Below are 23,839 nucleotides of genomic sequence, written 5' to 3'. Positions count from 1 at the left end.
CGCGGGGCAACGGATGCGGCATCGCCGACACATAACTTTCCTCTCAACCGTTTCCGCTGCTGGGAGGACCTCGTGCTCAAGACAAGCCGCAACCGAGACATCGCGCACTGGGATGCCGAAGATGTCGACGCCTGGGAGGGCACCGACGGCCGGACGCCAGGGAAGGTCATCGCGAAGCGCAATCTGCTCTGGTCGATCTTCGCCGAGCACGTGGGCTTCTCGGTGTGGTCCATCTGGTCGGTGATGGTGCTGTTCATGCCGCAGGACGTGTACGGCATCGACGCCGCAGGCAAGTTCTACCTGGTGGCCATGCCCACCCTGGTCGGCGCCTTCATGCGCATCCCGTACACCGTCGCACCCGCCCGTTTCGGCGGCCGCAACTGGACCATCGTCAGCGCCCTGCTGCTGCTGATCCCGCTGGCGCTGACGCTGTGGGTGATGAGTCAGCCCGGCACCTCCTACACCACCTTCATGGTCGTGGCGGCGTTCGCCGGCCTGGGCGGCGGCAACTTCGCCTCATCGATGGCCAATATCAACGCCTTCTACCCGCAGCGGCTCAAGGGCTGGGCGCTGGGCCTCAACGCCGGCGGCGGCAACATCGGTGTGCCCTTCATCCAGTTGATCGGCCTGCTGGTGATCGCCACCGTCAGCAACACCGCCCCCTACATCGTGTGCGCCATCTACCTGGTCCTGGTGGGTCTGGCCGCGGTCGGGGCCGCGCTGTTCATGGACAACCTCGGCAACCAGCGTTCGAACCTGAGTGCCATGGCAGAAGCCTTGCGCTACAAGCATTCCTGGGTGATGAGCTTCCTCTACATCGGCACCTTCGGCTCATTCATCGGCTTCTCGTTCGCGTTCGGTCAGGTGCTGCAGATCAACTTCCTGGCCGGCGGGGACACCCCGGCCCAGGCGTCGCTGCACGCCGCACAGATCGCCTTCCTGGGTCCGCTGCTGGGTTCGATCTCGCGTCCGTTCGGCGGCAAGCTGGCCGACCGCATCGGTGGCGGGAAGATCACCCTGTACGTCTTCGTCGCGATGATCTTCGCCGCGGGCATCCTGGTGGCCGCCGGCGTCCTGGACGACTCGATGGCCGGCGCACCCACCGGTGCCCAGATGATCGCCTACGTCGCCGGCTTCATCCTGCTGTTCATCCTGTCCGGCCTGGGCAACGGCTCGACCTACAAGATGATCCCGTCGATCTTCGAGGCCAAGGCGCAGGGCCACGACGAATGGAGCAAGGACGAGAAGGCCGCCTGGTCGCGCAGCATGTCCGGCGCGTTGATCGGCTTCGCCGGTGCGGTAGGCGCCTTGGGTGGGGTGTTCATCAACATCGTGCTGCGGATGTCCTACGTCAGCGACGCGAAGTCGGCCACCAACGCGTTCTGGGTGTTCCTCGGCTTCTACGTGGTGTGCGCGTTCGTCACGTGGTTCGTCTTCCTGCGCATGGGCGCCGCCCGCCGCAGTGCCACCGACGACCGGCTCCCCGAATCCGCCGTCACCGCCTGACCTGCAGTTTCGTTCGAACAGGCTGCCCTCGCGGCGAGCTCACCGAGGTGTCGGGCTCGCTGTGAGGTGCAGTTTTCTTCGCGCTAACGTCGCCTCAAAGGAACCGGAACAGTGCCCGCTGACGATGGTCGCATGACGCCACCCGGCCCCACCCGCACCGCGTGCTCCTACTGCGGAGTGGGTTGCGGCATGGAGGTGACCACCGCCCCCGATCCGGGAACCGGACTGCCCGTCATCGCCAAGGTCAGCGGGGACAAGCTGCACCCCACCAACTTCGGCCGGCTCTGCACCAAGGGCGCCACCCATGCCGAACTGATGGCCGCGACCGACAACCGGCTGACCACCGCCCTGGTCCGCGGAGCCCGCGGTGAACAGCCCGAACCGAGGCCGGTCGACGAGGCGGTCGCCGAGGCAGGCCGACGGCTGCGAGCCATCGTCGACACGCACGGCCCTGACGCGGTCGCGCTCTACGTGTCCGGTCAGATGTCTCTGGAGGCCCAGTACCTGGCCACCAAGCTGTCCAAGGGCTTTCTGCGCACCGTGCACATCGAGTCCAACTCGCGGCTGTGCATGGCCAGCGCCGGCACCGGTTACAAGCAGTCCCTGGGCTCCGACGGCCCGCCCGGTTCCTACACCGACTTCGACTGCGCCGACCTGTTCTTCGTCATCGGCGCTAACATGGCGGACTGCCACCCGATCCTGTTCCTGCGGATGGCTGACCGGCTCAAGGCGGGGGCCAAGCTCATCGTGGTGGACCCGCGGCGCACCGCCACCGCGGACCGGGCCGATCTCTACCTGGCGATCAAGCCCGGTACCGACCTGGCGCTGCTCAACGGGTTGCTGTACCTGCTGGTCGAAAACGGGGACATCGACCAGGAATTCATCGCCGAGCACACCGAGGGCTGGGATACCATGCCTGCGTTTCTCGCCGACTATCCGCCGGCCCGGGTCTCGGAGATCACCGGCATCCCGGAGTCCGACATCCGCACCGCCGCGGCGATGATCGCCGCGGCGGGGGAGTGGATGACGTGCTGGACCATGGGTCTGAACCAGAGCACGCACGGCACCTGGAACACCAACGCCATCTGTAACCTGCACCTGGCGACCGGCGCCATCTGCCGTCCCGGCAGTGGACCGATGTCGCTCACCGGTCAGCCCAATGCGATGGGCGGGCGCGAGATGGGCTACATGGGGCCCGGATTGCCCGGACAGCGGGCCGTGGTCTCCGCCGAGGACCGGGCCTTCTGCGAAGAACAGTGGGGACTGGAGCCGGGCACCATCCGTCCCGACGTCGGGCCAGGCACTGTGGCCATGTTCGAGCAGGCCGCCGCCGGCCAGATCAAGGCATGCTGGATCATCTGCACCAATCCCGTTGCCAGCGTGCCCAATCGGGACACCGTGATCCGCGGGCTGGAGGCCGCCGAACTGGTGATCACCCAGGACGCCTACCGGGATACGGCCACCAACCGCTACGCCGACGTCATGCTGCCCGCCGCGCTGTGGGCCGAGACCGACGCGGTGATGATCAACTCGGAGCGCAATCTGACCCTGCTGCCGCAATCGGTGACGCCGGCCGGTGAGGCCAGAGCGGACTGGGAGTTGATCTGCGGAGTAGCCGAATACCTGGGTTTCGGTGACGATTTCGCCTACAAGTCCAGTGCGGAGATCTTCGACGAGATCCGCCGGTTCGCCAACCCGCGCACCGGCTACGACCTGCGCGGCGCCAGCTACGAGCGGCTCCGTGAGACACCACTGCAGTGGCCCTGCCCGCCCGGGGACGACCAGGACCGCCACCCCATCCGGTACCTGAACGACGGGGTGTCCCAGACGCTGCACGTCGACGAGGACGGGCATCGGCCCCGGCTGGCGTTCGCCACCGGATCGCGGCGCGCCCAGTTCTTCGCCCGACCGCACATGGACGCCCGCGAACTGCCCGACGACGAGTACCCCATGGTGCTCAACACCGGCCGACTGCAACACCAGTGGCACACCATGACCAAGACCGGGCAGGTGGACAAGCTCAACAGGCTCAATGGCGCCCCCTTCGTCGAGATCCACCCCGAAGACGCGGCAGCACAAGGCATCACCGCACGGCACCGCGTCGAGCTCACTTCCCGGCGCGGTACGGCCGTGCTGCCGGTCGTGATCACCGACCGGGTGCAGCCGGGCAATGTGTGGGCACCGTTCCACTGGAACGACGAGCACGGGGAACACCTCACGGTCAATGCGTTGACCAACGACGCCGTGGACGCCGACTCGCTGCAGCCCGAGCTGAAGGTCTGCGCGGTCCGGCTGCGGCCCGTCGAGTCCGAGCGCCCGGACCCGTTCGGACTGGCCGGCGTCGCACCGGAATTCACCGAGGACGAACGGTTCTATCTCGCCGGCTTCTTCACCGGCCTGGACGCCCACCCGGTCGGAGTGCCGGTGCTGCCGCCCACGGCGCCGGTGCGGGCCCAGGTCCGGCTGTGGGTCGACGGACTGCTCGCCGGAACCTACTCGCGGGCCACCTCCGAAGACTCTGCCGAGACCGCCGGCGATTCCGGTCCGATGGTGTTGTGGGCCTCCCAGACCGGCAACGCCGAGGAGTTCGCCGCCCGACTGGCCGGGCGGCTGCCCGGTTCCCGGTTGGTCACCATGAACGAGGCCACCCTCGAGGATGTCGCGGCCGCCGACCAGGTGGTGTTCGTCACCAGCACCTTCGGTGACGGCGGACCACCGGACAACGGCGCGGAGTTCTGGCAGCGGCTGGCGGCCCCGGACGCGCCGACGCTCGACGGGGTGCGGTACGCGGTGCTGGGCATCGGCGACAAGGCCTACGACAATTTCTGCGGACACGCCAAGTCCCTGGATGCCCGGTTGACCGACCTGGGTGCCAGCCGGACCCTGGATCGCGTCGACTGCGAGATCTACGACGAGGCGCCGATGGCCGCCTGGGCCGACCAGCTGGTCGCCGGCTTGGGGAGGAGCGGTGCAACGACGAGCGCACCGGTGGCCGGCGCCCCGGTACCGCTGACCCGCAACGCACCGGTGCTCGCGCCGGTCTGCCGCAACACCCGGCTCACTCCGCTGTCGGCGCGGAAAGAGGTGCGCCAGTTCGGTTTCGACGTCTCCGAGCACGTGGCCGAGCACGGTGAGTGCTATTCGGTGGGCGACTCGCTCGGCGTCTTCGTCACCAACGCGCAGGAAACGGTGACGGCCTGGCTGGGCGCGACCGGACTGGCCGGCACCGAGATCATCGAGGTCGACGGCGTCGAGACCGATCTGCGTAGTGCCCTCACCTCGTCCTACGACATCTGCCGGATCACCCCCAACCTGCTGAGCTTCGTCGGTGAGCACTGCCGGGAAGCCAAGCGGTTGCGCAAGCGCGGGGACAAACTCGACCGCTGGCTGGACGGCCGCAACGGGCTCGACATCGTCGAGGAGTTCGCCGTGCGCGCCGATCCGGTCGAATGGCAGGACGCGTTGGTTCGGCTGACCCCGCGGCAGTATTCGATCAGTTCCAGCCCGCTGGTCAGCCCCAACGAGATCCAGCTGACCGTGTCGGTGGTGCGCTACCGCAGCGCCCGGGGCGCCAACCGGGGCGGGGTGGCGTCCACCCACCTGGCCGACCGGGCCGCCTCGGTGCCGGTGTTCGTGCAGCGTTCCCCCAATTTCCGGCCGCCCGCCGAATCGTCGACCCCGATGATCATGGTCGGCCCGGGCACCGGGATCGCGCCTTTCCGCGGCTTCCTGCAGGAACGGCGCGCGCTCGGACACACCGGCCGGAACTGGCTGTTCTTCGGCGACCAGCACCGCGCCGAGAACTTCTACTACCGCGAAGACCTTGAGCAGTGGGTCGCCGACGGGCTGCTCAACCATCTCGACCTGGCCTTCTCCCGCGACCAGGCGAGCCGGATCTATGTGCAACACAAGATGCTCGACGCGGGCGCCGAACTGTGGCGCTGGATGGAGGACGGTGCGCACTTCTATGTCTGCGGCGACGCCACCCGGATGGCCCGCGACGTCGACGACACGCTGACGACGATCATCCGCAAGCACGGGTCGATGTCCGGGGAAGCCGCCCACGACTACAAGAAGGAACTCGTCGCGACCAAACGGTACGTACGCGACGTGTACTGAAGGCTGTCCGCGCTCCGCCACGCACAATGGAACGGTGAGCGACGAACCAGACACCTACGTCCGGGTGTACGCCTCCCGTGTGCACAACCTGCGTGGGGTGGACGTCGCCGCACCACGGGACGCGTTCGTGGTGTTCACCGGCGTGTCCGGGTCCGGGAAGTCCTCGCTGGCGTTCGGCACCGTCTACGCCGAGGCGCAGCGCCGCTACTTCGAGTCGGTGGCGCCGTATGCGCGCCGGTTGCTGTTGCCCAACGACGCGCCGAAGGTCGACGACATCACCGGTCTACCGCCCGCGGTGGCGCTGCAGCAGCGGCGCGGGGCCACCAGCAGCCGGTCCACCGTCGGCACCGTCACCACCTTGTCGAACCTGTTACGGATGCTGATGTCCCGGGCCGGCACTTATCCGCCCGGCGCCACCGAACGCCTGGATTCCGATGCGTTCTCCTCGAACACCGTCGCCGGCGCATGCCCGGACTGCCACGGCCTCGGCCGTATCCACCGGGTCACCGAACAGACGCTGGTCCACGACCCGTCGCTGACCATCCGGGAAGGCGCGGTGTCGGCCTGGCCGGGCGCCTGGCAGGGCCAGAACCTGCGCGACATCCTCATCACGCTCGGCTACGACATCGACAAACCGTGGCGCAAACTGCCCAAGCGGCAACGGGATTGGATCCTGTTCACCGACGAGCAGCCCACCGTCGAGATCGACCCGAGCCAACATCCGGTCATCGCCGAGTACTACTACAACGGCACCTTCTCCAGCGCCGAACGGCACATCCGGCACACGCTGGCCAACTCCCAGAGTGCCATGATGCGCCGCCGCGCCCTGCAGTACGTGGACAGCATCGACTGCCCGGCATGCGGGGGTGCCGGGCTGCGGCCCGAAGCCCTTGCGGTGACCTTCGCCGGCCACAACATCGCCGAACTGGTGGCACTGCCACTGGAGGCGCTCGCCGCAGTGCTCGAACCCGCCGCCAGCAGAACCGAATTCGAGGCCGCCTACGAGTCCACCGAGTCCGGTGAGCACACCGAGGTGGCCACCATGATCGCCGCCGACCTGGTGGCCCGGATAGCGGTGCTGGTCGATCTCGGGCTGGGCTACCTCAGCCTGAACCGGCGCACCCCCTCGGTGTCGCCCGGCGAACTGCAGCGTCTGCGCCTGGCCAGCCAGTTGCGGGCCGGTCTGTTCGGCGTGCTCTACGTGCTCGACGAGCCGTCGGCCGGTCTGCACCCGGCCGACGCCGAAACCCTGCTCGAGGTGCTGGACCGGCTGCGGCGCTCCGGGAACTCGCTGTTCGTCGTCGAGCACGACATGGACGTGGTGCGCCGCGCCGACTGGGTCGTGGACGTCGGACCCGGCGCCGGTGAGCAGGGCGGCGACGTGCTCTACAGCGGCCCGGTGGCCGGGCTCGCCGATGTCGGGCGTTCGGTCACCCGGCGCTACCTGTTCGATGCCCGGACGACGCCGCGTTCGACGCCCCGGACCGCGTCGGGCACGCTGGGCCTGCGCGACGTCTCCTTCCACAATCTGCGCGGCGTCGACGTCGACATCCCGTTGGGCACCTTCGTCGCGGTCACCGGGGTATCGGGCTCCGGTAAGTCGACGCTGGTCTGCAAGGTGCTCGGCGACGTGATCGCCCGCGAGCTCGGCACGTCCGAGCCCGTCGAGGATGCCGGAGACGGCGACACCGAACTGCTCGACATCGACCAGGACGCGAGCGTCGGGGTGCGCGTCGACGGCGCCGGGGTCATCGACCGGCTGGTCACGGTGGACCAGAAGCCGATCGGGCGGACGCCGCGCTCCAACCTGGCGACCTACACCGGGCTGTTCGACGCGGTGCGAAAAGCCTTCGCCGACACCGACGAAGCCCGTCAGCGCGGCTGGAACGCCGGCCGGTTCTCGTTCAACGTCGCGGCCGGCCGATGCGACACCTGCCAGGGCGAGGGGTTCGTGGCGGTCGAGCTGCTGTTCCTGCCCGGCACCTACGCCACCTGCCCGGCGTGTGGCGGTGCCCGCTACTCCGACGAGACGCTGGAGGTCACCTACCGGGACCGCACCATCGCCGACGTGCTGGGCATGACCGTGGACGAGGCCGCCGGGTTCCTGGCCGATCTCCCCGGCGCGGCAAGGAGTCTGACCACCCTGCGTGACGTCGGGCTGGGCTACCTGCGGCTCGGGCAGCCGGCCACCGAACTGTCCGGCGGCGAGGCGCAACGCATCAAACTCGCCACCGAGTTGCAGCGTGCCAAACGCGGGCACACGGTGTACGTGCTCGACGAACCGACCACCGGCCTGCACCCCGCCGACGTCGAACTGCTGGAAGCCCAGCTGCACCGGCTCGTCGACGCCGGGAACACCGTCGTGGTGGCCGAACACGATATGACCGTCGTGGCCGGGGCCGACCACGTCATCGACCTCGGTCCCGGCGGCGGCGATGCGGGCGGCACGGTGGTGGCGGCCGGCACACCACGACAGGTCGCCGCGCACAAGGGGAGTCGGACCGCACCCTATCTGGCGGCGGCGCTGATCAGCCCAGCATGAATAAAAATCGCCCGCCCGCCGTTATACCTCGCGTATCAGAGGAGACTTCGGGTCAGGAGAGACGCGCACGATGACTTGGCACACCGGTGACACTGTGACCGCCAACCGCGAGATCGACGAGATGGATGTTCAGACGGTGCCCGAAGGCGCCCTCGGTACGGTCGAGGAGACCTCGATCTTCGGCCGGCCGAAGGTGGTCTGCTTCACGGTGCCGACCGTGTGGGGGCCCAAGCGTGCCTGCGTGCACGTACACCGTGGCGATGTGGAACTCGCCGGCTGAGTCGCTCAGCGATCTCCCGCGGCCCGCAACGCGTCGGCGACCTTCTCGACGGCGTCGACGCTGCGCAGTGAGGGGTCCAGTGCGGTGCCGGACACGATGACGTAGCGCTTCTCGCGGACAGCGGAGAGCCGGCTGGCCAACGGATCGCTCTCCAGGAATTCGATTTTCGCGGCGGCGGTGTCACCGTCGTCACCGCGGGTCAAGTCGGCGAGCACCAGGATATCGGGGTCACGATCCAGGATGGACTCCCAGGTGATCTCCGGCCACAGTTGGCGGCTGTCCGCGAAGGCGTTCTGCGCGCCGACGGCATCGGTGATCATTCCCGGCGCGCCACAGCATCCGGCGATGTAGGGCACCCGCGTCGCCGAATACCAGTACATCAACGTGGTGTCGGAGGCATCCAGGTCGGCCGTGGCGGTCCTCACCCGGTGCTGTATCGAGGTGATCAGTCGGGTTCCCGCGTCCTCGACGCCGAACACCCTTGAAATGTCCCGGATCTCGGCATAGATATCGTCGAATGTGAACGCGCGGTCCTGTTCGGCCTGCTGTCCGCGGCATTCACCGGCCGACAGATACGTGGGGATACCCAACTCGTGGAACCGATCGCGCGCAGCGATTCCATCATCCGAGAAGGTGTAGGCGAACGTCGCGTAGAGGAAGTCCGGGTCCCGCTCCAGGAGGCTCTCGAAAGAGGGGAAGTCCGCGCTCAATTCGGGCACCCGGGCGCTGTCGGCAGCCAATTCCGGTAGCACCGGCTCGTTCCACGACGCCGTCCCGACCATGCGATCGGCCAAACCCAGGGAGAGCATGAGCTCGGTCGCGGGCTGATTCACCGAGATCGCCCGTGCCGGTACAGCTGCGACCTCGACGTCGACCCCGCAGTTCAGCAGTGTCACCGGGAAACCGGATGTGCTGTGCTCCGTTGCGGGAGAGCTGGTCTGGTCGGATGTGTCCGTGCCGCAGCCGGCAGCCAACCCAGCCACCACGCTGAATGCGGCGACAATGGCGCGGCGGGACATCACTTCACTCCCAGCACGATGTAGTCGTCGAGCAGTTGCCAGACGGTGCCGACTTCGGAGAAGCCGGCCTGGGCGAGCGCCGCGAGGTGGAAGTCCACCGCCGTGCTCGGCGGCGGGGTCCGGTCGGCGAAACGCTGTTCACGCAGCGCGGCCAGCTCCGCCACGCCGTCGCGTGCCATTGCCGCCGCCCACCATCGGTCCCAGGTCGGGGCGCCGGCGGCATGCGCCTGCGCCTGGGTCGAGGTGTCGTGGGCCTCGGCGAGCCGTCGCAGCGTCGGCCACCGCCCGTCGAACCGGAAGTGATCACCGTTGAGCAGAATTCCGTTGCCGGGCAACATCTCTGCGGCGGCCGCGTAGACACGCAGCAGCGTGTCGGGAGACAGCCAGTGCAGTGCGGTGGTGGAGACGAAGGCCGATACGGCCGTCCCGGCGAGTGCGTCGGTGAGCGCACCCGTCCACGAGTGGTCGGCGAGGTCGGCTTCGACCAGGACAACGCGGTCACCGTGGTCGACGGCGAGCGTCTTGGCGGCGAGATCGAGCAGCAGCGGGTCGAAGTCGACGGCGAAGACGCGTGCACGCGGATGCGCAGCCAGGATGCGGGCACTCAAGGATCCCGGCCCGCACGCCAGGTCGACGACCACGGGCTCGTCGCCGCACGCCAGCCCGACGATATCGGTGATGATGTCGAACCGAGATTCGCGGCCCGCGATATAGGCCGACTGCTGGGCGTCCCAGGCTCTGACGAGCGCAGCAGGTTCGGTGTGGTTACCGCTGGAGGATGCAGACACGCCACGGCCCTTCGGCATCAGGGGCCTATCAGCGAGACCCGTTGACAACTCCGCGACGGCAGTCGCGGCTGCCAGCAGGTATCCGGACTCGGGGACAACCCCTCACCGCTGCGCGTCAGTCCCGGATTCACACCGGGTTCCCTACTCCTTGCGGAGGTGACTGGCCTGCAAAGGCTAGCAGGCCAGGCTAGACCGCATCGATGTCACGCACCGCGCCCTTGTCGGCCGACAGCGCCAGGGCGGCGTAGGCACGCAGCGCGGCCGACACGGTGCGCTGACGGTCCTTGGGCCGGTAGCCGCCGGAGGCCTCCAACGCCGCGCGGCGGCGGTCGAGTTCCTCGTCGGGCACGTCGACCTGGATACTGCGATGCGGGATGTCGATGGTGATCAGGTCGCCGTCGGCCACCAGGGCGATGGTGCCGCCCGCTGCCGCCTCGGGGGAGACGTGGCCGATCGACAGGCCCGATGTTCCGCCGGAGAACCGGCCGTCGGTGATCAGCGCGCACTGAGCCCCGAGCCCGCGACCCTTCAAATATGCTGTCGGATAAAGCATTTCCTGCATTCCGGGCCCGCCCTTGGGACCTTCGTAGCGGATCACCACCACGTCACCGGGTTGCACCCGCTTGTTGAGGATGGCGTCCACCGCGTCCTCCTGGGATTCCAGCACCACGGCCGGGCCGGAGAACTTCCAGATGGATTCGTCGACGCCCGCGGTCTTGACGATGCAGCCGTCCACCGAGAGGTTGCCGCGCAGCACCGCCAGACCGCCGTCGGCGGAGTAGGCGTTGGCCATGTTGCGGATGCAGCCGTTCTCGGCGTCGGTGTCCAGACTCTCCCAGCGCTCGGACTGGGAGAACGCCGACGCCGAACGTACACAGCCCGGTGCGGCATGAAAGAGTTCGACGGCCTCCTCGGTGGCGCAGCCGCCGCGAATGTCCCAGTCGCGCAGCCACTCTGCCAGCGAACCGGTGTGCACGGTGTGCACCGTCTTGTGCAGGTGCCCGCCGCGCCACAGCTCGCCGAGGATCGCCGGGATGCCGCCGGCCCGGTGCACGTCCTCCATCAGGTAGTGGCCGTTGGGGGCGACCTTGCACAGGCAGGGGACCATCTGGCTGCGCTTCTCGATGTCCTCGAGGGTGTAGTCCAGTTCGGCCTCACGGGCGGCGGCCAGCAGGTGCAGCACGGTATTGGTGGATCCGCCCATCGCGATGTCGAGGGCCATCGCGTTGTCGAACGCATCGCGGGTGGCGATGTTGCGCGGCAGCACGCTGGCGTCGTCGCGGTCGTAGTAGGCGCGCACGATGTCCATCACGGTGCTGCCCGCCTTCTCGTAGAGGGCGCGCCGCGCGGTGTGGGTGGCCAGCACCGAACCGTTGCCGGGCAGCGCCAGGCCGAGCGCCTCGGTGAGGCAGTTCATCGAGTTCGCGGTGAACATGCCCGAGCAGGATCCGCAGGTAGGGCAGGCGGCCTCTTCGATGCGGCTGATGTCGTCATCGGAGACCTCGGTGTTGACGGCATCGGCGATGGCGGACACCAGATTCAGCCGGGTCTTGACCGTGCCGTCCACCAGCACCGCGGTGCCGCCCTCCATCGGCCCGCCGGAGACGAACACGGTGGGGATGTTCAGGCGCAGCGCGGCCATCAGCATGCCCGGGGTGATCTTGTCGCAGTTGGAGATACACACCAGCGCGTCGGCGCAGTGTGCGTTGACCATGTACTCCACCGAGTCGGCGATCAGTTCGCGGCTGGGCAGCGAGTACAGCATGCCGCCGTGGCCCATGGCGATGCCGTCGTCGACGGCGATGGTGTTGAACTCGCGCGGTACGCCACCGGCGGCCGAGATGGCCTCGGACACGATCCGGCCGACGGGCTGCAGGTGGGTGTGCCCGGGGACGAACTCGGTGAAGCTGTTGGCCACCGCCACGATCGGCTTGCCGATGTCGGAGCCGGCGACTCCGGCGGCACGCAGCAAGGAGCGCGCGCCGGCCATGTTGCGACCGTGGGTGACCGTGCGGGACCTGAGTTCAGCCATAGCACAAAGGATGCATTTTGGGGGCCTACGTGGGAAGTCGCTGTTGATACTAGTACTGACACCACTACCCTGTGGGGGTGGACAAGAAGAGTCGCCAGCGGGCCGTGCTGGGGGAGTTCCTGCGTGCCCGGCGGGAGGCCGCACCGCGGGCCGAACTCGGATTCCCCGCCGTGCCCCGGATGCGCACCAGCGGCCTGCGCCGCGAGGAGGTCGCGGTGCTGTCCGGGGTGAGCGCCACCTGGTACACCTGGCTGGAGCAGGGCCGCGACATCAACCCGTCCAAACAGGTGCTCGACGCGGTGGGCCACGCGCTGCGGCTCTCACCGGCCGAACACGACTATGTGCTGGCGCTCGGTGGGTACACTGCGGACTCCGCCGCCACCGTGGACGCCGGCCCACCGCCGCCGCACATCCAGCGGTTCCTCGACGCGCTGGCCGGGTACCCGGCGTTCGCCATCGGCCCGACCTGGACCATCGTCGCCTGGAACCGCGCGTACGCGGCGCTCTACGGAGGCGTCGAGACCACCGCGGCCGCCGACCGCAATCTGCTTCTGCTGGTGTTCACGGATCCCGCGATCCGGGAATTGTTGCCGGACTGGGAGATCGACAGCCAACGATTCCTGGCCGAGTTCCGGGCCGAGGCCGGGCCGCGGGTGGGGGAGCCGTCCTACACCGCGCTCATCGACCGGCTGTTCGCCGACAGTGAGCACTTCCGGGCGGGCTGGCAGGCCAGCAGCATCGAGCGGTTCGCCTCGCGCGAGCGCCGGTTCTTCAACGCCCGGGTCGGCGAACTGCGGCTGGAGCACCATCAGCTGACACCCGCGGATGCGCCGGATGTCCAGATCGTGGCGTATCTGCCGGTCCCGGGCAGCGGGGCGGCAGAACGATTGGCGGAGTTGATCACTGGATGAGAAGAAAGAGGGTGTGTGTCCGAGGGGGGACTTGAACCCCCACGCCCGTTAATAGGGCACTAGCACCTCAAGCTAGCGCGTCTGCCATTCCGCCACTCGGACATTTCTCCGCGCTGTCCGCGAGGAGCGACTAAGGCTAACGGATGGCGGCGCCCAGACCCAAACCAGCCCCGTGAAGAGGTGCGTCACCTCACCCGACGGCGGCCCGGCGGTGGTACGAATGGTGACTGTGACCGAGCCTTCCGCCAGCTCCGCCGACGAGGTCGTCGATCTCGTCAGCAAGCTGATCCGATTCGACACCTCCAATACCGGTGACCCGGCGACCACCAAGGGCGAGGCCGACTGCGCGGAATGGGTGGGCGACCGGCTACGCGAAGTCGGCTACACCACCGAATACGTCGAGGCCGGGGCACCTGGGCGGGGCAACCTTTTCGCCCGGCTGGCCGGGGCCGACCCGAGCCGCGGTGCGCTGCTGATCCACGGGCACCTCGACGTCGTCCCCGCCGAACCGGCCGACTGGAGCGTGCATCCGTTCTCCGGAGCGGTGAAGGACGGCTACGTGTGGGGCCGTGGCGCGGTCGACATGAAGGACATGGTCGGCATGATGATCGCCGTCGCCCGGCACTTCAAACGACACGGCATCGTGCCGCCGCGGGACCTGGTGTTCGCGTTCGTCTCCGACGAGGAGCACGGCGGCACCTACGGGGCACAGTGGCTCGTCGACAACCGGCCCGATCTGTTCGACGGCGTCACCGAGGCCATCGGCGAGGTCGGCGGCTTCTCGCTGACGGTGCCGCGCCGCGACGGCGGACAGCGCCGGCTCTACCTGATCGAAACCGCCGAGAAGGGCCTGGCCTGGATGCGGCTGACGGCCCGCGGGCGGGCCGGGCACGGGTCGATGGTGCATGACGACAACGCGGTCACCGAGGTGGCCGAGGCGGTAGCCCGGCTGGGCCGCCACGAATTCCCGCTGGTGTTGACCGACCCCGTCGCACAGTTCCTCACCGCCATCGCCGAGGAGACCGGTTACGAGTTCGATCTGAATTCGCCGGACCTGGACGGCACCATCGCCAAGCTGGGCGGTATCGCCCGCATCATCGGCGCCACGCTGCGCGATACCGCGAACCCGACCATGCTCAAAGCCGGTTACAAGGCCAACGTCATCCCGGCCGTCGCGGAGGCCGTGCTGGACTGCCGGGTGCTGCCCGGTCGGCGGGCGGCCTTCGAACGCGAGGTCGACGAACTGATCGGCCCGAACGTGGTGCGCACCTGGGAGCGCGACCTGCCGTCGTATGAGACCACGTTCGACGGGGACCTGGTGGACCAGATGAACGCCTCACTGCTGGCCCTGGATGCCGACGCCCGCACGGTGCCGTACATGATGTCCGGTGGGACGGACGCGAAGTCGTTCCAGCGGTTGGGAATTCGGTGCTTCGGCTTCGCCCCGTTGCGGCTGCCGCCGGACCTGGATTTCGCGTCGTTGTTCCATGGCGTCGACGAACGGGTACCTGTCGACGCACTAGAGTTCGGGGCCAAGGTCCTCGAACACTTTCTCACCCACTGCTGAAAGGGCGCGATGAGCCAGTCACCGTATGACAACCTTCCGAAACTGCCGACGTTCACGCTGACGTCGGAGTCCGTCACCGACGGACAGGCGCTGGCCAACGACCAGGTCAGCGGGATCATGGGCGCCGGCGGCCAGGACGTCTCGCCGCAGCTGAGCTGGTCGGGCTTCCCGGAGGAGACCCGCAGCTTCGCGGTGACCGTGTACGACCCGGATGCCCCCACCCTGTCCGGTTTCTGGCACTGGGCGGTTGCGGACCTGCCGGTCGGCGTGACCTCGCTGGCCGCCGACGCCGGCAACGGCGATCCGCTGCCCGGCGGGGCCGTCACGCTCAGCAACGACGCCTCGCTCAAGCGCTTCATCGGCGCGGCCCCGCCGGCCGGGCACGGCCCGCACCGCTACTACATCGCGGTGCACGCGCTGCCCGTCGAGAGCCTCGGGTTGCCCGACGGAGCCACCCCGGCCTACCTCGGCTTCAACCTGTTCGGCCAGGCGATCGCCCGCGCCGTCATCCACGGCACCTACGAGCAGAAGTAGTTTTCTGCCTGCCGCGAGCGTGCGTGGACTCGGTCCAGACCGCGGCGTGTCTGCCGCAGACACGCACGCTCACGGCAAAAGGGGTCACTACCGCGTGGCCGCGCCGACCGCCTCGGACAGCGATGCGTAGCCGCCCTCGCGGAGCCTGCGCGCGAGGCCGTCGTGAATTCGCTTGGCCCACAAGCCGCCGCCGTAGATGAACCCGGTGTAGCCCTGCAGCAGGGTCGCGCCGGCGATGATGCGCTCCCAGGCGTCGTCGGCGGTCTCGATCCCACCGACACTGATCAGCACCAGCTTGTCGCCGACCCGGGCGTAGAGCCGGCGCAGCACCTCCAGCGAGCGCGCGGCGACCGGTGCACCGGACACACCGCCGGCACCCAACTCCGCCACGCCGGGGGTGTGCAGGCCGTCCCGGGACACCGTGGTGTTGGTGGCGACGATGCCGGCAAGATCCAATTCGACTGCCAGATCCGCGATCTCGTCGATATCGGAATCGGACAGATCGGGGGCGATCTTGACCAGCACCGGTGTGGACGTCGCCGCGCGGACCGCGGCCAGGATCGGGCGCAGCGAGGCCACCGCCTGCAGATCGCGCAACCCCGGCGTATTCGGCGAACTGACGTTGACCACGAGATAGGAAGCCAACGGACCGACCAGGCGGGCGCTTTCGGCGTAGTCCTCGACCGCGAGTTCGGCCGGTGTCACCTTGGTCTTGCCGATGTTGACCCCGATCGGCACATCCGAGCTGTGCCGGGTCAGTTGCCCGGCCAGCGCTCCGGCACCGTGGTTGTTGAAGCCCATCCGGTTCAGCAGCGCACGGTCCTCGGCCAGCCGGAACAACCGGGGCCGGGGGTTACCCGGCTGGGCCTGCGCGGTGACGGTGCCGACCTCGGCGTAACCGAACCCGAGCGCACCCCAGGCGGCCAGACCGTGGCCGTCCTTGTCGAAACCCGCCGCCAGACCCAATGGGCCGGGAAAGCGCACACCCCAGACGGTGCTGGCCAATGCCGGGTCGCGGGGCGCAAGCCGGGCACCCAGCAGCCGCCGGGCGAAGCCGGAAGCGGTGGCCAGGCGCAGGACGGCGAACACCAGGCCGTGGATACGTTCGGGATCGACCAGGAAGAAGGCCTGGCGAAGAAGGCGGTAGATCACAGGACGGGCTGCTCGCCGAGAGTCGACTTCTTGCGCCGCAACAGGACCCGGCGGCTGCCGTCGGTGTAGAGCCGTACCCGGGTCAGCTCCCAACCGCGGTACTGCGCCTCGATCGACAACCGCACCGACGCCGACAGCCGGGTGACATCCGGTGGCAGCCGCAGCGGCACCCAGTCGTATTCGTCGGACAGATCGCCCGCCCATCCGGCCGGCATCCGCCCCCGCTGGACCGTCGTCATAACCGTCTCCTCATCGCTTCGGCGCCGCGTCGGGGATCACCTGCACCCCGGCACCGGAACCGGACACCACGAACAGCGTGTTGGTGGCGTCGTCGAAGGCCAGGGTGTTGGGTTGCTGCACGGTCCGATAACGCACCTTCTCGACGGGTATTCCGGTAGCGAGATCGTATCCAACGACGGTATTGGTCGCCGTCTGTGACACCCAGGCCAGATCGGCCGAGCCGGCCACCCCGTAGGGGGCATCGTGTACCGGGAAGCGCTGACGCAGGATGAGTGGCTCGGTGCCATACACCAGCAACGCCCCGCCGCGGGTGTCGGTGACCAGCACCCGGCCCGCCGGGTCGGTGGCCATGTTGGTCGCACCCTCACCCGCGCGCAGGGCCTGCTCGGTGCCGGTGCCGTCGCCGTCGATCTCGGTGACCGAGGTCTGACCACGGTCCAGCACCACCATCGAGTCGTCCTGCGCGACAAGGACGTCGACCCGGGCGAACTTCTTCAGCTCGGCGGACACCGTGGTGTCCGAGTCCAGCGTGTACAGCGTGCCGTCGGCGCTGCCGAGCACCAGGCGGCCGTCCGCGTGCCGGGCGATGGCGGTGAAGTCGGTGTCCGCCCGGCCCTCGACCTCGACCGGGGTGGCGGCCGCGGCGGCGATGTTCACCCGCAGATAGCCGCCTCGCACTGCCAGCCACACCTCACCGCTGCCGTCGCCGGTCAGCGCGGCGGCCTCGGCGGGCAGCGCGATGGTGTAGGACTTGCCGGCGCTCGGCAGGACGGTGAGCTGATCGGCCGGGCCGAGCACGACCAGCGACGAGGTACGGATATCGAAGGTGGCGGCGGTACCGGCGCCGGACAGCGGTTGCACCGCGCCGTCCAACACGCCGGTGACCGGCGGCGACACGGCCGGCAACGCAACCGGAATGGTCGGTGGTGGCGAATCACTGGGACTCGATGAGCACCCCGAAACAACGGCGGCCACCACGGCGAATACCCCCGTCATCCGAAGGCGGAATGCGGATTTCGTGTCCAATGGCCCCGATGTCTCCTGATTTCGTTGAAGCGCTGATTCCGTTTTCAAATTCTAGGCAAACGACGCCTAATCGAACGGTTACGTCAATTCGACGGTAAGGTAAGGCTTATGACTGTCGCGCCGGGAACGGATCTGATGGCAGACGAGTTCGCCATCGAGGACATCTCCACGGGCGTGCACGCGAGTGGGTTCGGATCGCTCGGCGAGGGTCGTAGCTTCTCCTTTCACGTCGAAGACCGCCAGTTCCTGGTCGTCGAGGTGTACCGGCCCCGGCTCAGCGGGCCGGTGCCCCAGGACGAGGACATCATCGCCACCGCGACCCGCCGCCTGACCGACATCGACGTCACCGACGAGCGCAGCGTAGCCGCCGCGGTCCGAGACGCGGTCGCCGGAGCCGAGCCGGTGCGCACAGCACGCTGACACGCACCCCACGGTACGGTCGTCCGCGTGATTGACGTATCCGCGATGTCCTGGCTGCAGGTCATCGTGCTGGCCGTGGTCCAGGGACTGACCGAGTTTCTTCCGGTGTCCTCGTCCGGGCATCTGGCGATCGTGTCCGAGGCGTTCTTCGGGGGCGACGCCGGCGCCTCCTTCACCGCGGTCGTGCAGATCGGCACCGAGGTCGCGGTGCTGCTGTACTTCGCCAAGGACATCGCCCGCATCCTCAAGGCCTGGTTCGGTGGGCTCACCGATCCGGACCGGCGTACTCCCGACTACTGGCTGGGGTGGTGGGTGATCATCGGCACCGTGCCGATCGGGGTGTTCGGGTTCACGCTGCAGCACTACATCCGCGACGACATCCGGAACCTGTGGGTCATCGCCACCGCGCTCATCGTCTTCTCCTTCGTCATCGCCGCCGCCGAGTACTGGGGCAAGCAGACCCGCGCCATCGAACAGTTCACCTGGCGTGACAGCCTGCTCATCGGATCCGCGCAGGCACTCGCACTGATCCCCGGCGTCTCCCGGTCCGGCGTCACCATCAGCGCCGGCCTGTTCCTCGGCCAGAAGCGGGAAGCCGCAGCCAGATTCGGTTTCCTGCTGGCCATACCGGCGGTGCTCGGTTCCGGGCTCTACGAGCTGCGTCACGTATTCGAGCCCGGGGCGACGGGGATGAGTGCCACCGGACCACAGATCGTGGTCGGCACCCTGATCGCGTTCGTCGTCGGCTACGCCGCGGTGGCCTGGTTCCTGCGGTTCCTGGTGCGCCACAGCATGTACTGGTTCGTCGGCTACCGGCTGATCCTCGGGGTCACCGTGCTGGTGCTGCTGTCCACCGGCGTGCTGGCCGCACAGTGATCGAGAGGACCCCATGACCGTCATCCTGCTGAGGCACGGCCGCTCGACATCGAACACCGCGCACACGCTCGCCGGACGCTCCGAGGGCGTGGATCTCGACGACAAGGGCCGCGAACAGGCCCAGGCAGTGATCGACCGGATCGGCGACCTGCCGGTCAAGGCGATCGTCCGGTCCCCGCTGCTGCGCTGCGAACGCACCGTGGAGCCGCTCGCCGCGGCGCTCGGGGTGGATCCGATCGTCGACGACCGCATCTCCGAGGTGGACTACGGCACCTGGACCGGGCGCAAGATCGGCGAATTGCTCAAGGAACCGTTGTGGAAGGTGGTCCAGCAGCAGCCCAGCGCGGCGATCTTCCCCGACGGTGAGGGCCTGGCCGCGGTGCAGGCCAGGGCAGTCGCCGCGGTACGCGAGCATGACCGGCGGCTGGCCGCCGAACACGGCGCCGACGTGCTGTGGCTGGCGTGCACCCACGGCGACGTCATCAAGGCCGTGCTGGCCGACGCGCTGGGCACCCACCTGGACTCCTTCCAGCGCATCACCGCCGACCCGGCCTCGATGAGCGTCATCCGCTATGCCGAGACCCGACCGTTCGTGTTGCACGTCAACCACACCGGCAACGGGTTGACCGCCGGATTGGCCGCCAGACCCGAGTCCGACGCCGGTGCCGCCCCCGCCGGGGATGCGGTGGTCGGCGGCTCCACCGACTGAGGTAGACCCGCTACCGGTATTTTGAAAGGTGCCATGGCACGCGCAATTCACGTCTTCCGAACACCCGACCGCTTTGTGGCCGGGACCGTCGGGCAGCCCGGAAACCGCACGTTCTATCTGCAGGCGGTGCACGACAAGCGGGTGGTGTCGGTCATGCTGGAAAAGCAGCAGGTGGCAGTCCTGGCCGAACGTATCTCCGCGCTGTTGGTGGAGATCAACCGGCGCTTCGGCACCCCGATCCCACCCGACACCGGCGAGGTCGACGATCTGAGCCCGCTGGTGATGCCGGTCGACTCCGAGTTCCGGGTGGGCACCATGGGTTTGGGCTGGGACGCCGAAGCCCAGACCGTCGTCGTCGAACTGCTGGCCGTCTCGGACACCGAATTCGACGCCTCGGTGGTACTCGACGACGCCGAGGACGGCCCGGACGCGGTCCGGGTGTTCCTCAGCCCCGAGTCCGCGCGCGAGTTCGCCACCCGGTCCAACCGGGTGATCTCGGCCGGCCGGCCGCCGTGCCCGCTGTGCGACGAGCCGCTGGACCCCGAGGGGCACATCTGCGTGCGCCTCAACGGCTACCGGCGCAGCGCCATCGGCGGGGTGGCAGACGATGAACCTCCATTCTGAGCAGCAGGTACTGACCGAGGGCGAGCTCACTGTCATCGGCCGTATCCGCTCCGCGAGCAACGCCACCTTCCTGTGCGAGGCGCAGCTGGGGGAGCAGACGGTGCACTGCGTCTACAAGCCGGTGGCCGGGGAGGCCCCGCTGTGGGATTTCCCGGACGGCACGCTGGCGGGCCGCGAGCGCGCCGCCTACCTGGTGTCGGCCGCGCTGGGCTGGGACATCGTGCCCTACACCATCATTCGTGACGGACCGGCGGGCCCTGGCATGGTGCAGCGCTGGGTCGATCAACCCGGCGATGCGCTCACCGAGGACTCCCCGGAAGCCGATGATCCGGACACCGGCCCCGACCTGGTGGATCTGCTGCCCGCGGGCCGGTTACCGGCCGGCTACCTGGCGATCCTGCAGGCCTACGACTACGCCGGAGACGCGGTCACCCTGGTGCACGCCGACGACACCCGGCTGCGCCGGATGGCCGTGTTCGACGTGCTGATCAACAACGCCGACCGCAAGGGCGGGCACATCCTGACCGGGGTGGACGGCCGCGTCCGCGGCGTCGATCACGGTGTGAGCCTGCACAGCGAGGACAAGCTGCGCACCGTGCTGTGGGGCTGGGCCGGTAAACCCGTCGACGACGAGATGCTCGCCGCGGTGGCGGCGCTGCGCGAACAGCTCGACGGTGAGTTGGCCGAGCAGCTCGGTGAGCACATCACCGCACGCGAGGTGGCCGCGCTGAAGGCCAGAGTCAGCGAGCTGCTGGATCATCCGGTGATGCCGACCCCGGATCGGCATCGGCCGATCCCGTGGCCGGCGTTCTAGGTTTCGGGCCGAATCCCTCGAACGGATTCCACGATTGGCTACCCCTCACGTGCAGGTAGTAGGCGTAGTTGGCGGTGGACATGACGGCCCCGGCGAGGGCGAAGGTGACCACCTGGGTCAAAAACTGCGACGCGTGCAGCAGCGACAGCAGCACACCGAGCCCGAAGCCGATGCCCAGCAGCGTGGTGCCCTTGCGCCACATGCCCTTGACGTAGAAGTAGATGAAGCCGAACAGCAGCGCCCACCCGTTCGACGTCAGGCGGACCTTGTCCCAGAACGGCAGGGTGCGGTAGGCCGCCTTGGCCATCGGAGACGAGTTGGGCAGACCGTAGAGATCGAAGAAGGCGAACCGGCGCTGCCAGGTGGGGGCGAGTTCGCCCGCGGCGGGTGCGGTCATGGGCGGGCCTTTCAGGGTCTGGGCGACGGGAGAAGGCGTCCGGGGCAATCCGATCGAGCCAATCCTGAGCCATCGAACCGCATCGTGGAGCGTTTCCCGACACGTGCCCTGCAACTCCGCTCGGCGGCCACGCAATACTGGGTCGGTGAATTCCGCTGAGCAGACCGACGCCGATGTGGCCGCCACCGTGGCCGCCGAGGCCGGCGAACTGCTGGTGGCGTTGCGCGAGGAGGTCGGTTTCTACGACTCCTATGAACTCGGTGACGCCGGGGACCGCCACGCCAACGTGCTCATCCTCCAACGGCTCGCCGAACTGCGTCCCGGCGACGCGGTGCTCTCCGAGGAGGCGGTCGACGACCTGTCCCGGGTGCACGCCGAGCGGGTGTGGATCGTCGACCCGGTCGACGGCACCCGGGAGTTCTCCATGCGCGGGCATACCGACTGGGCGGTGCACATCGCGCTGTGGCAACGCAACGGCAGTCCGGACGGCGCCATCACCGACGCCGCGGTCGCGCTGCCGGCGGTCGGACAGGTCTACCGCACCGACACGGTGACCGCACCGCCACCGCGGCGCGACGGACCCATCCGCATCACCGCCAGCACCTACCGGCCCCCGGCGGTGCTGTGGTGGTTGCGCGAGCACCTCGACGTCGAGGTGGTGCGGATCGGCTCGGCCGGCGCCAAGGCGATGGCCGTCGTGCGCGGCGACGTCGACGCCTACATCCACGCCGGCGGGCAGTGGGAATGGGACTCGGCGGCGCCGGCCGGGGTGGTGCAGGCCGCCGGGCTGCACGCGTCCCGGCTGGGCGGGGCGCCGCTGATCTACAACCGTCGCGACCCCTACCTGCCGGACCTGCTGATGTGCCGAACCGAGCTGGCCGACACCCTGCTGCAGACCATCCGGTCCGCGTTTTGACCCGAATCGGGGATTGCGGGAATGTATTCGGCGCCGAACTTGTCGGTTCCCGTGAGCGGCATCCGGCACGAACCACACCATCGAAAGGCATCGGTGACCGAACACCTTAGAGTCGACGTCATGCAGTCCTGGCCGGCGCCGACCGTTCCCACATTGCCCGGCAGGGGTGTACCGCTGCGGCTGTACGACACCGCCGACCGGCAGGTGCGCCCGGTGTCGCCCGGCCAGACCGCCACCATGTACGTGTGCGGCATCACCCCGTACGACGCGACCCATCTCGGCCACGCCGCGACCTACCTGGCCTTCGACCTGATCAACCGGGTGTGGCGGGACAGCGGGCACGACGTGCACTACGTGCAGAACATCACCGACGTGGACGACCCGCTGTTCGAACGGGCCGAGCGCGACGGAATCGACTGGCGCGAACTCGGCGACCGCGAGACCCAGCTGTTCCGCGAGGACATGACCGCGCTGCGGGTGCTGCCGCCGCGTGACTATGTGGCCGCCACCGACGCGATCGCCGAAGTGATCACGCTGGTCGAGAAGATGCTGGCATCCGGGGCCGCGTATGTGGTCGACGATGCGCAGTACCCGGACGTGTACTTCCGCGCGGACGCCACCGAGCAGTTCGGCTACGAGTCGGGCTACGACCACGACACCATGGCGCGACTGTTCGCCGAACGCGGTGGTGACCCCGATCGCCCCGGCAAGTCCGATCCGCTCGACGCGCTGCTGTGGCGCGCGCAGCGGCCGGGCGAGCCCAGCTGGCCCTCGCCGTTCGGTGACGGCCGCCCGGGCTGGCATGTGGAGTGCACGGCCATCGCCCTAGACCGGATCGGCACCGGCCTGGACATCCAGGGCGGCGGGTCGGATCTGATCTTCCCGCACCACGAGTTCTCCGCCGCGCACGCCGAATGCGTCACCGGGGAGCGCCGGTTCGCCCGGCACTATGTGCACGCCGGGATGATCGGCTGGGACGGGCACAAGATGAGCAAGAGCCGCGGCAACCTGGTCCTGGTGTCCCGGTTGCGCGCCGACGGGGTCGATCCGGGCGCGGTGCGGCTGGGACTGTTCGCCGGGCACTACCGCGAAGACCGGTACTGGAGCCCGGCCATCCTGGACGAGGCCAACGCCCGGCTGCAGCACTGGCGGGCGGCGACGGCGCTGCCGTCCGGGCCGGACGCCACCGATGTGCTGAGCCGGGTGCGCAGCTATCTGGCCGACGATCTCGATACCCCCAAAGCACTTGCCGCCCTTGACGGTTGGTGTACCGACGCAGTGACCTACGGTGGTGGCGACCAGGGCGCTCCCAAACTGGTCGCCGACATCGTCGACAGTTTGCTGGGTGTAGACCTGTAAACGGAGCG

The 23,839-nt window shown here is 68.6% G+C and carries 21 protein-coding genes, 1 tRNA gene and 1 riboswitch; of the genes, 14 read left to right on the top strand and 8 right to left on the bottom strand.

Features of this window, described 5'->3' with window-relative positions; all coding sequences use genetic code 11:
- Positions 1-72 precede the first annotated feature (72 nt).
- The 4 genes from V4U86_RS14145 to V4U86_RS14130 all read left to right on the top strand — a co-directional run bounded on the left by V4U86_RS14145 (position 73) and on the right by V4U86_RS14130 (position 8,447).
- Positions 73-1,506: a nitrate/nitrite transporter gene (locus V4U86_RS14145; RefSeq protein WP_395311812.1), complete on the top strand. Its 1,434-nt coding sequence runs from the start codon at positions 73-75 to the stop codon at positions 1,504-1,506.
- Positions 1,507-1,638: 132 nt separating this feature from the next.
- A complete protein-coding gene (locus V4U86_RS14140) occupies positions 1,639-5,625 on the top strand; it encodes a molybdopterin-dependent oxidoreductase (protein ID WP_395311811.1) in 3,987 nt (1,328 codons plus the stop codon).
- A gap of 34 nt (positions 5,626-5,659) precedes the next feature.
- The gene (locus tag V4U86_RS14135) at positions 5,660-8,167 is read left to right on the top strand and encodes an ABC transporter (protein ID WP_395311810.1); all 2,508 of its coding nucleotides are present in this window, start codon (positions 5,660-5,662) and stop codon (positions 8,165-8,167) included.
- Between the two features lie 70 nt (positions 8,168-8,237).
- On the top strand, positions 8,238-8,447 hold the full coding sequence (locus tag V4U86_RS14130) for a hypothetical protein (RefSeq protein WP_395311809.1): 210 nt from the start codon (positions 8,238-8,240) through the stop codon (positions 8,445-8,447).
- Between the two features lie 5 nt (positions 8,448-8,452).
- Here the strand turns inward: V4U86_RS14130 and V4U86_RS14125 are convergent, their stop codons facing one another.
- The 3 genes from V4U86_RS14125 to ilvD all read right to left on the bottom strand — a co-directional run bounded on the left by V4U86_RS14125 (position 8,453) and on the right by ilvD (position 12,286).
- The gene (locus tag V4U86_RS14125) at positions 8,453-9,343 is read right to left on the bottom strand and encodes an ABC transporter substrate-binding protein (protein ID WP_395311808.1); all 891 of its coding nucleotides are present in this window, start codon (positions 9,341-9,343) and stop codon (positions 8,453-8,455) included.
- A gap of 122 nt (positions 9,344-9,465) precedes the next feature.
- Positions 9,466-10,254, bottom strand: coding sequence for a class I SAM-dependent methyltransferase (locus tag V4U86_RS14120; protein WP_395311807.1), 789 nt, complete (start codon positions 10,252-10,254; stop codon positions 9,466-9,468).
- Positions 10,255-10,310: 56 nt separating this feature from the next.
- A riboswitch (cobalamin riboswitch) is annotated at positions 10,311-10,448 on the bottom strand.
- The gene (ilvD, locus tag V4U86_RS14115) at positions 10,442-12,286 is read right to left on the bottom strand and encodes a dihydroxy-acid dehydratase (protein WP_395311806.1); all 1,845 of its coding nucleotides are present in this window, start codon (positions 12,284-12,286) and stop codon (positions 10,442-10,444) included. It overlaps the preceding riboswitch by 7 nt.
- 77 nt (positions 12,287-12,363) lie before the next feature.
- Here ilvD and V4U86_RS14110 point away from each other — a divergent pair, with 77 nt between their 5' ends.
- On the top strand, positions 12,364-13,197 hold the full coding sequence (locus V4U86_RS14110) for a helix-turn-helix transcriptional regulator (protein ID WP_395311805.1): 834 nt from the start codon (positions 12,364-12,366) through the stop codon (positions 13,195-13,197).
- Between the two features lie 16 nt (positions 13,198-13,213).
- Here V4U86_RS14110 and V4U86_RS14105 read toward each other — a convergent pair.
- Positions 13,214-13,299 (bottom strand) — tRNA-Leu (locus V4U86_RS14105).
- A gap of 118 nt (positions 13,300-13,417) precedes the next feature.
- On the opposite strand from V4U86_RS14105, the gene V4U86_RS14100 reads away from it, so the two are divergent.
- Positions 13,418-14,764: a M20/M25/M40 family metallo-hydrolase gene (locus tag V4U86_RS14100; protein WP_395311804.1), complete on the top strand. Its 1,347-nt coding sequence runs from the start codon at positions 13,418-13,420 to the stop codon at positions 14,762-14,764.
- Positions 14,765-14,773: 9 nt separating this feature from the next.
- Positions 14,774-15,298, top strand: a complete 525-nt coding sequence (locus tag V4U86_RS14095) for a YbhB/YbcL family Raf kinase inhibitor-like protein (protein WP_395311803.1) — start codon at positions 14,774-14,776, stop codon at positions 15,296-15,298.
- 87 nt (positions 15,299-15,385) lie between these two features.
- Here V4U86_RS14095 and V4U86_RS14090 read toward each other — a convergent pair whose 3' ends face one another.
- From V4U86_RS14090 to V4U86_RS14080, 3 genes are read right to left on the bottom strand one after another with little or no spacing between them, the layout of a single operon-like run.
- Positions 15,386-16,447: a quinone-dependent dihydroorotate dehydrogenase gene (locus V4U86_RS14090; RefSeq protein WP_395312043.1), complete on the bottom strand. Its 1,062-nt coding sequence runs from the start codon at positions 16,445-16,447 to the stop codon at positions 15,386-15,388.
- Positions 16,447-16,689, bottom strand: coding sequence for a DUF5703 family protein (locus V4U86_RS14085; protein ID WP_395311802.1), 243 nt, complete (start codon positions 16,687-16,689; stop codon positions 16,447-16,449). Before V4U86_RS14085 ends, V4U86_RS14090 begins: the two co-directional genes overlap by 1 nt.
- Positions 16,690-16,699: 10 nt before the next feature.
- Complete coding sequence (locus tag V4U86_RS14080) at positions 16,700-17,686, bottom strand: hypothetical protein (protein WP_395311801.1); 987 nt, start codon at positions 17,684-17,686, stop codon at positions 16,700-16,702.
- A 138-nt stretch (positions 17,687-17,824) separates the two neighbouring features.
- On the opposite strand from V4U86_RS14080, the gene V4U86_RS14075 reads away from it, so the two are divergent.
- The 5 genes from V4U86_RS14075 to V4U86_RS14055 are packed head-to-tail and all read left to right on the top strand — an operon-like array spanning position 17,825 to position 21,159.
- Positions 17,825-18,136 (top strand): hypothetical protein, encoded by a 312-nt coding sequence (locus V4U86_RS14075; protein ID WP_395311800.1) that lies wholly within the window; start codon positions 17,825-17,827, stop codon positions 18,134-18,136.
- A 45-nt stretch (positions 18,137-18,181) separates the two neighbouring features.
- Positions 18,182-19,012 (top strand): undecaprenyl-diphosphate phosphatase, encoded by an 831-nt coding sequence (locus V4U86_RS14070; protein WP_395312042.1) that lies wholly within the window; start codon positions 18,182-18,184, stop codon positions 19,010-19,012.
- 13 nt (positions 19,013-19,025) lie between these two features.
- Positions 19,026-19,721 (top strand): histidine phosphatase family protein, encoded by a 696-nt coding sequence (locus V4U86_RS14065; RefSeq protein WP_395311799.1) that lies wholly within the window; start codon positions 19,026-19,028, stop codon positions 19,719-19,721.
- Between the two features lie 33 nt (positions 19,722-19,754).
- Positions 19,755-20,345: a DUF3090 domain-containing protein gene (locus tag V4U86_RS14060; protein WP_395311798.1), complete on the top strand. Its 591-nt coding sequence runs from the start codon at positions 19,755-19,757 to the stop codon at positions 20,343-20,345.
- The gene (locus V4U86_RS14055; protein WP_395311797.1) at positions 20,329-21,159 is read left to right on the top strand and encodes an SCO1664 family protein; all 831 of its coding nucleotides are present in this window, start codon (positions 20,329-20,331) and stop codon (positions 21,157-21,159) included. The genes V4U86_RS14060 and V4U86_RS14055 overlap by 17 nt, the downstream gene beginning before the upstream one ends.
- Here V4U86_RS14055 and V4U86_RS14050 read toward each other — a convergent pair.
- On the bottom strand, positions 21,086-21,556 hold the full coding sequence (locus V4U86_RS14050) for a DUF2628 domain-containing protein (protein WP_395311796.1): 471 nt from the start codon (positions 21,554-21,556) through the stop codon (positions 21,086-21,088). The two genes, V4U86_RS14055 and V4U86_RS14050, sit on opposite strands and share 74 nt — an antisense overlap.
- A 145-nt stretch (positions 21,557-21,701) precedes the next feature.
- Here V4U86_RS14050 and V4U86_RS14045 point away from each other — a divergent pair, with 145 nt between their 5' ends.
- On the top strand, positions 21,702-22,472 hold the full coding sequence (locus V4U86_RS14045) for a 3'(2'),5'-bisphosphate nucleotidase CysQ (protein WP_395311795.1): 771 nt from the start codon (positions 21,702-21,704) through the stop codon (positions 22,470-22,472).
- Between the two features lie 120 nt (positions 22,473-22,592).
- A complete protein-coding gene (gene mshC / locus V4U86_RS14040) occupies positions 22,593-23,831 on the top strand; it encodes a cysteine--1-D-myo-inosityl 2-amino-2-deoxy-alpha-D-glucopyranoside ligase (protein WP_395311794.1) in 1,239 nt (412 codons plus the stop codon).
- Positions 23,832-23,839 lie beyond the last annotated feature (8 nt).

Origin of the sequence: Mycobacterium sp. AMU20-3851, assembly GCF_043974665.1 — a bacterium.
Taxonomy (GTDB): domain Bacteria; phylum Actinomycetota; class Actinomycetes; order Mycobacteriales; family Mycobacteriaceae; genus Mycobacterium.
The sequence above is the reverse complement of the archived record's forward strand: the minus strand, read 5'-3'. Positions and strand labels throughout refer to the sequence as shown.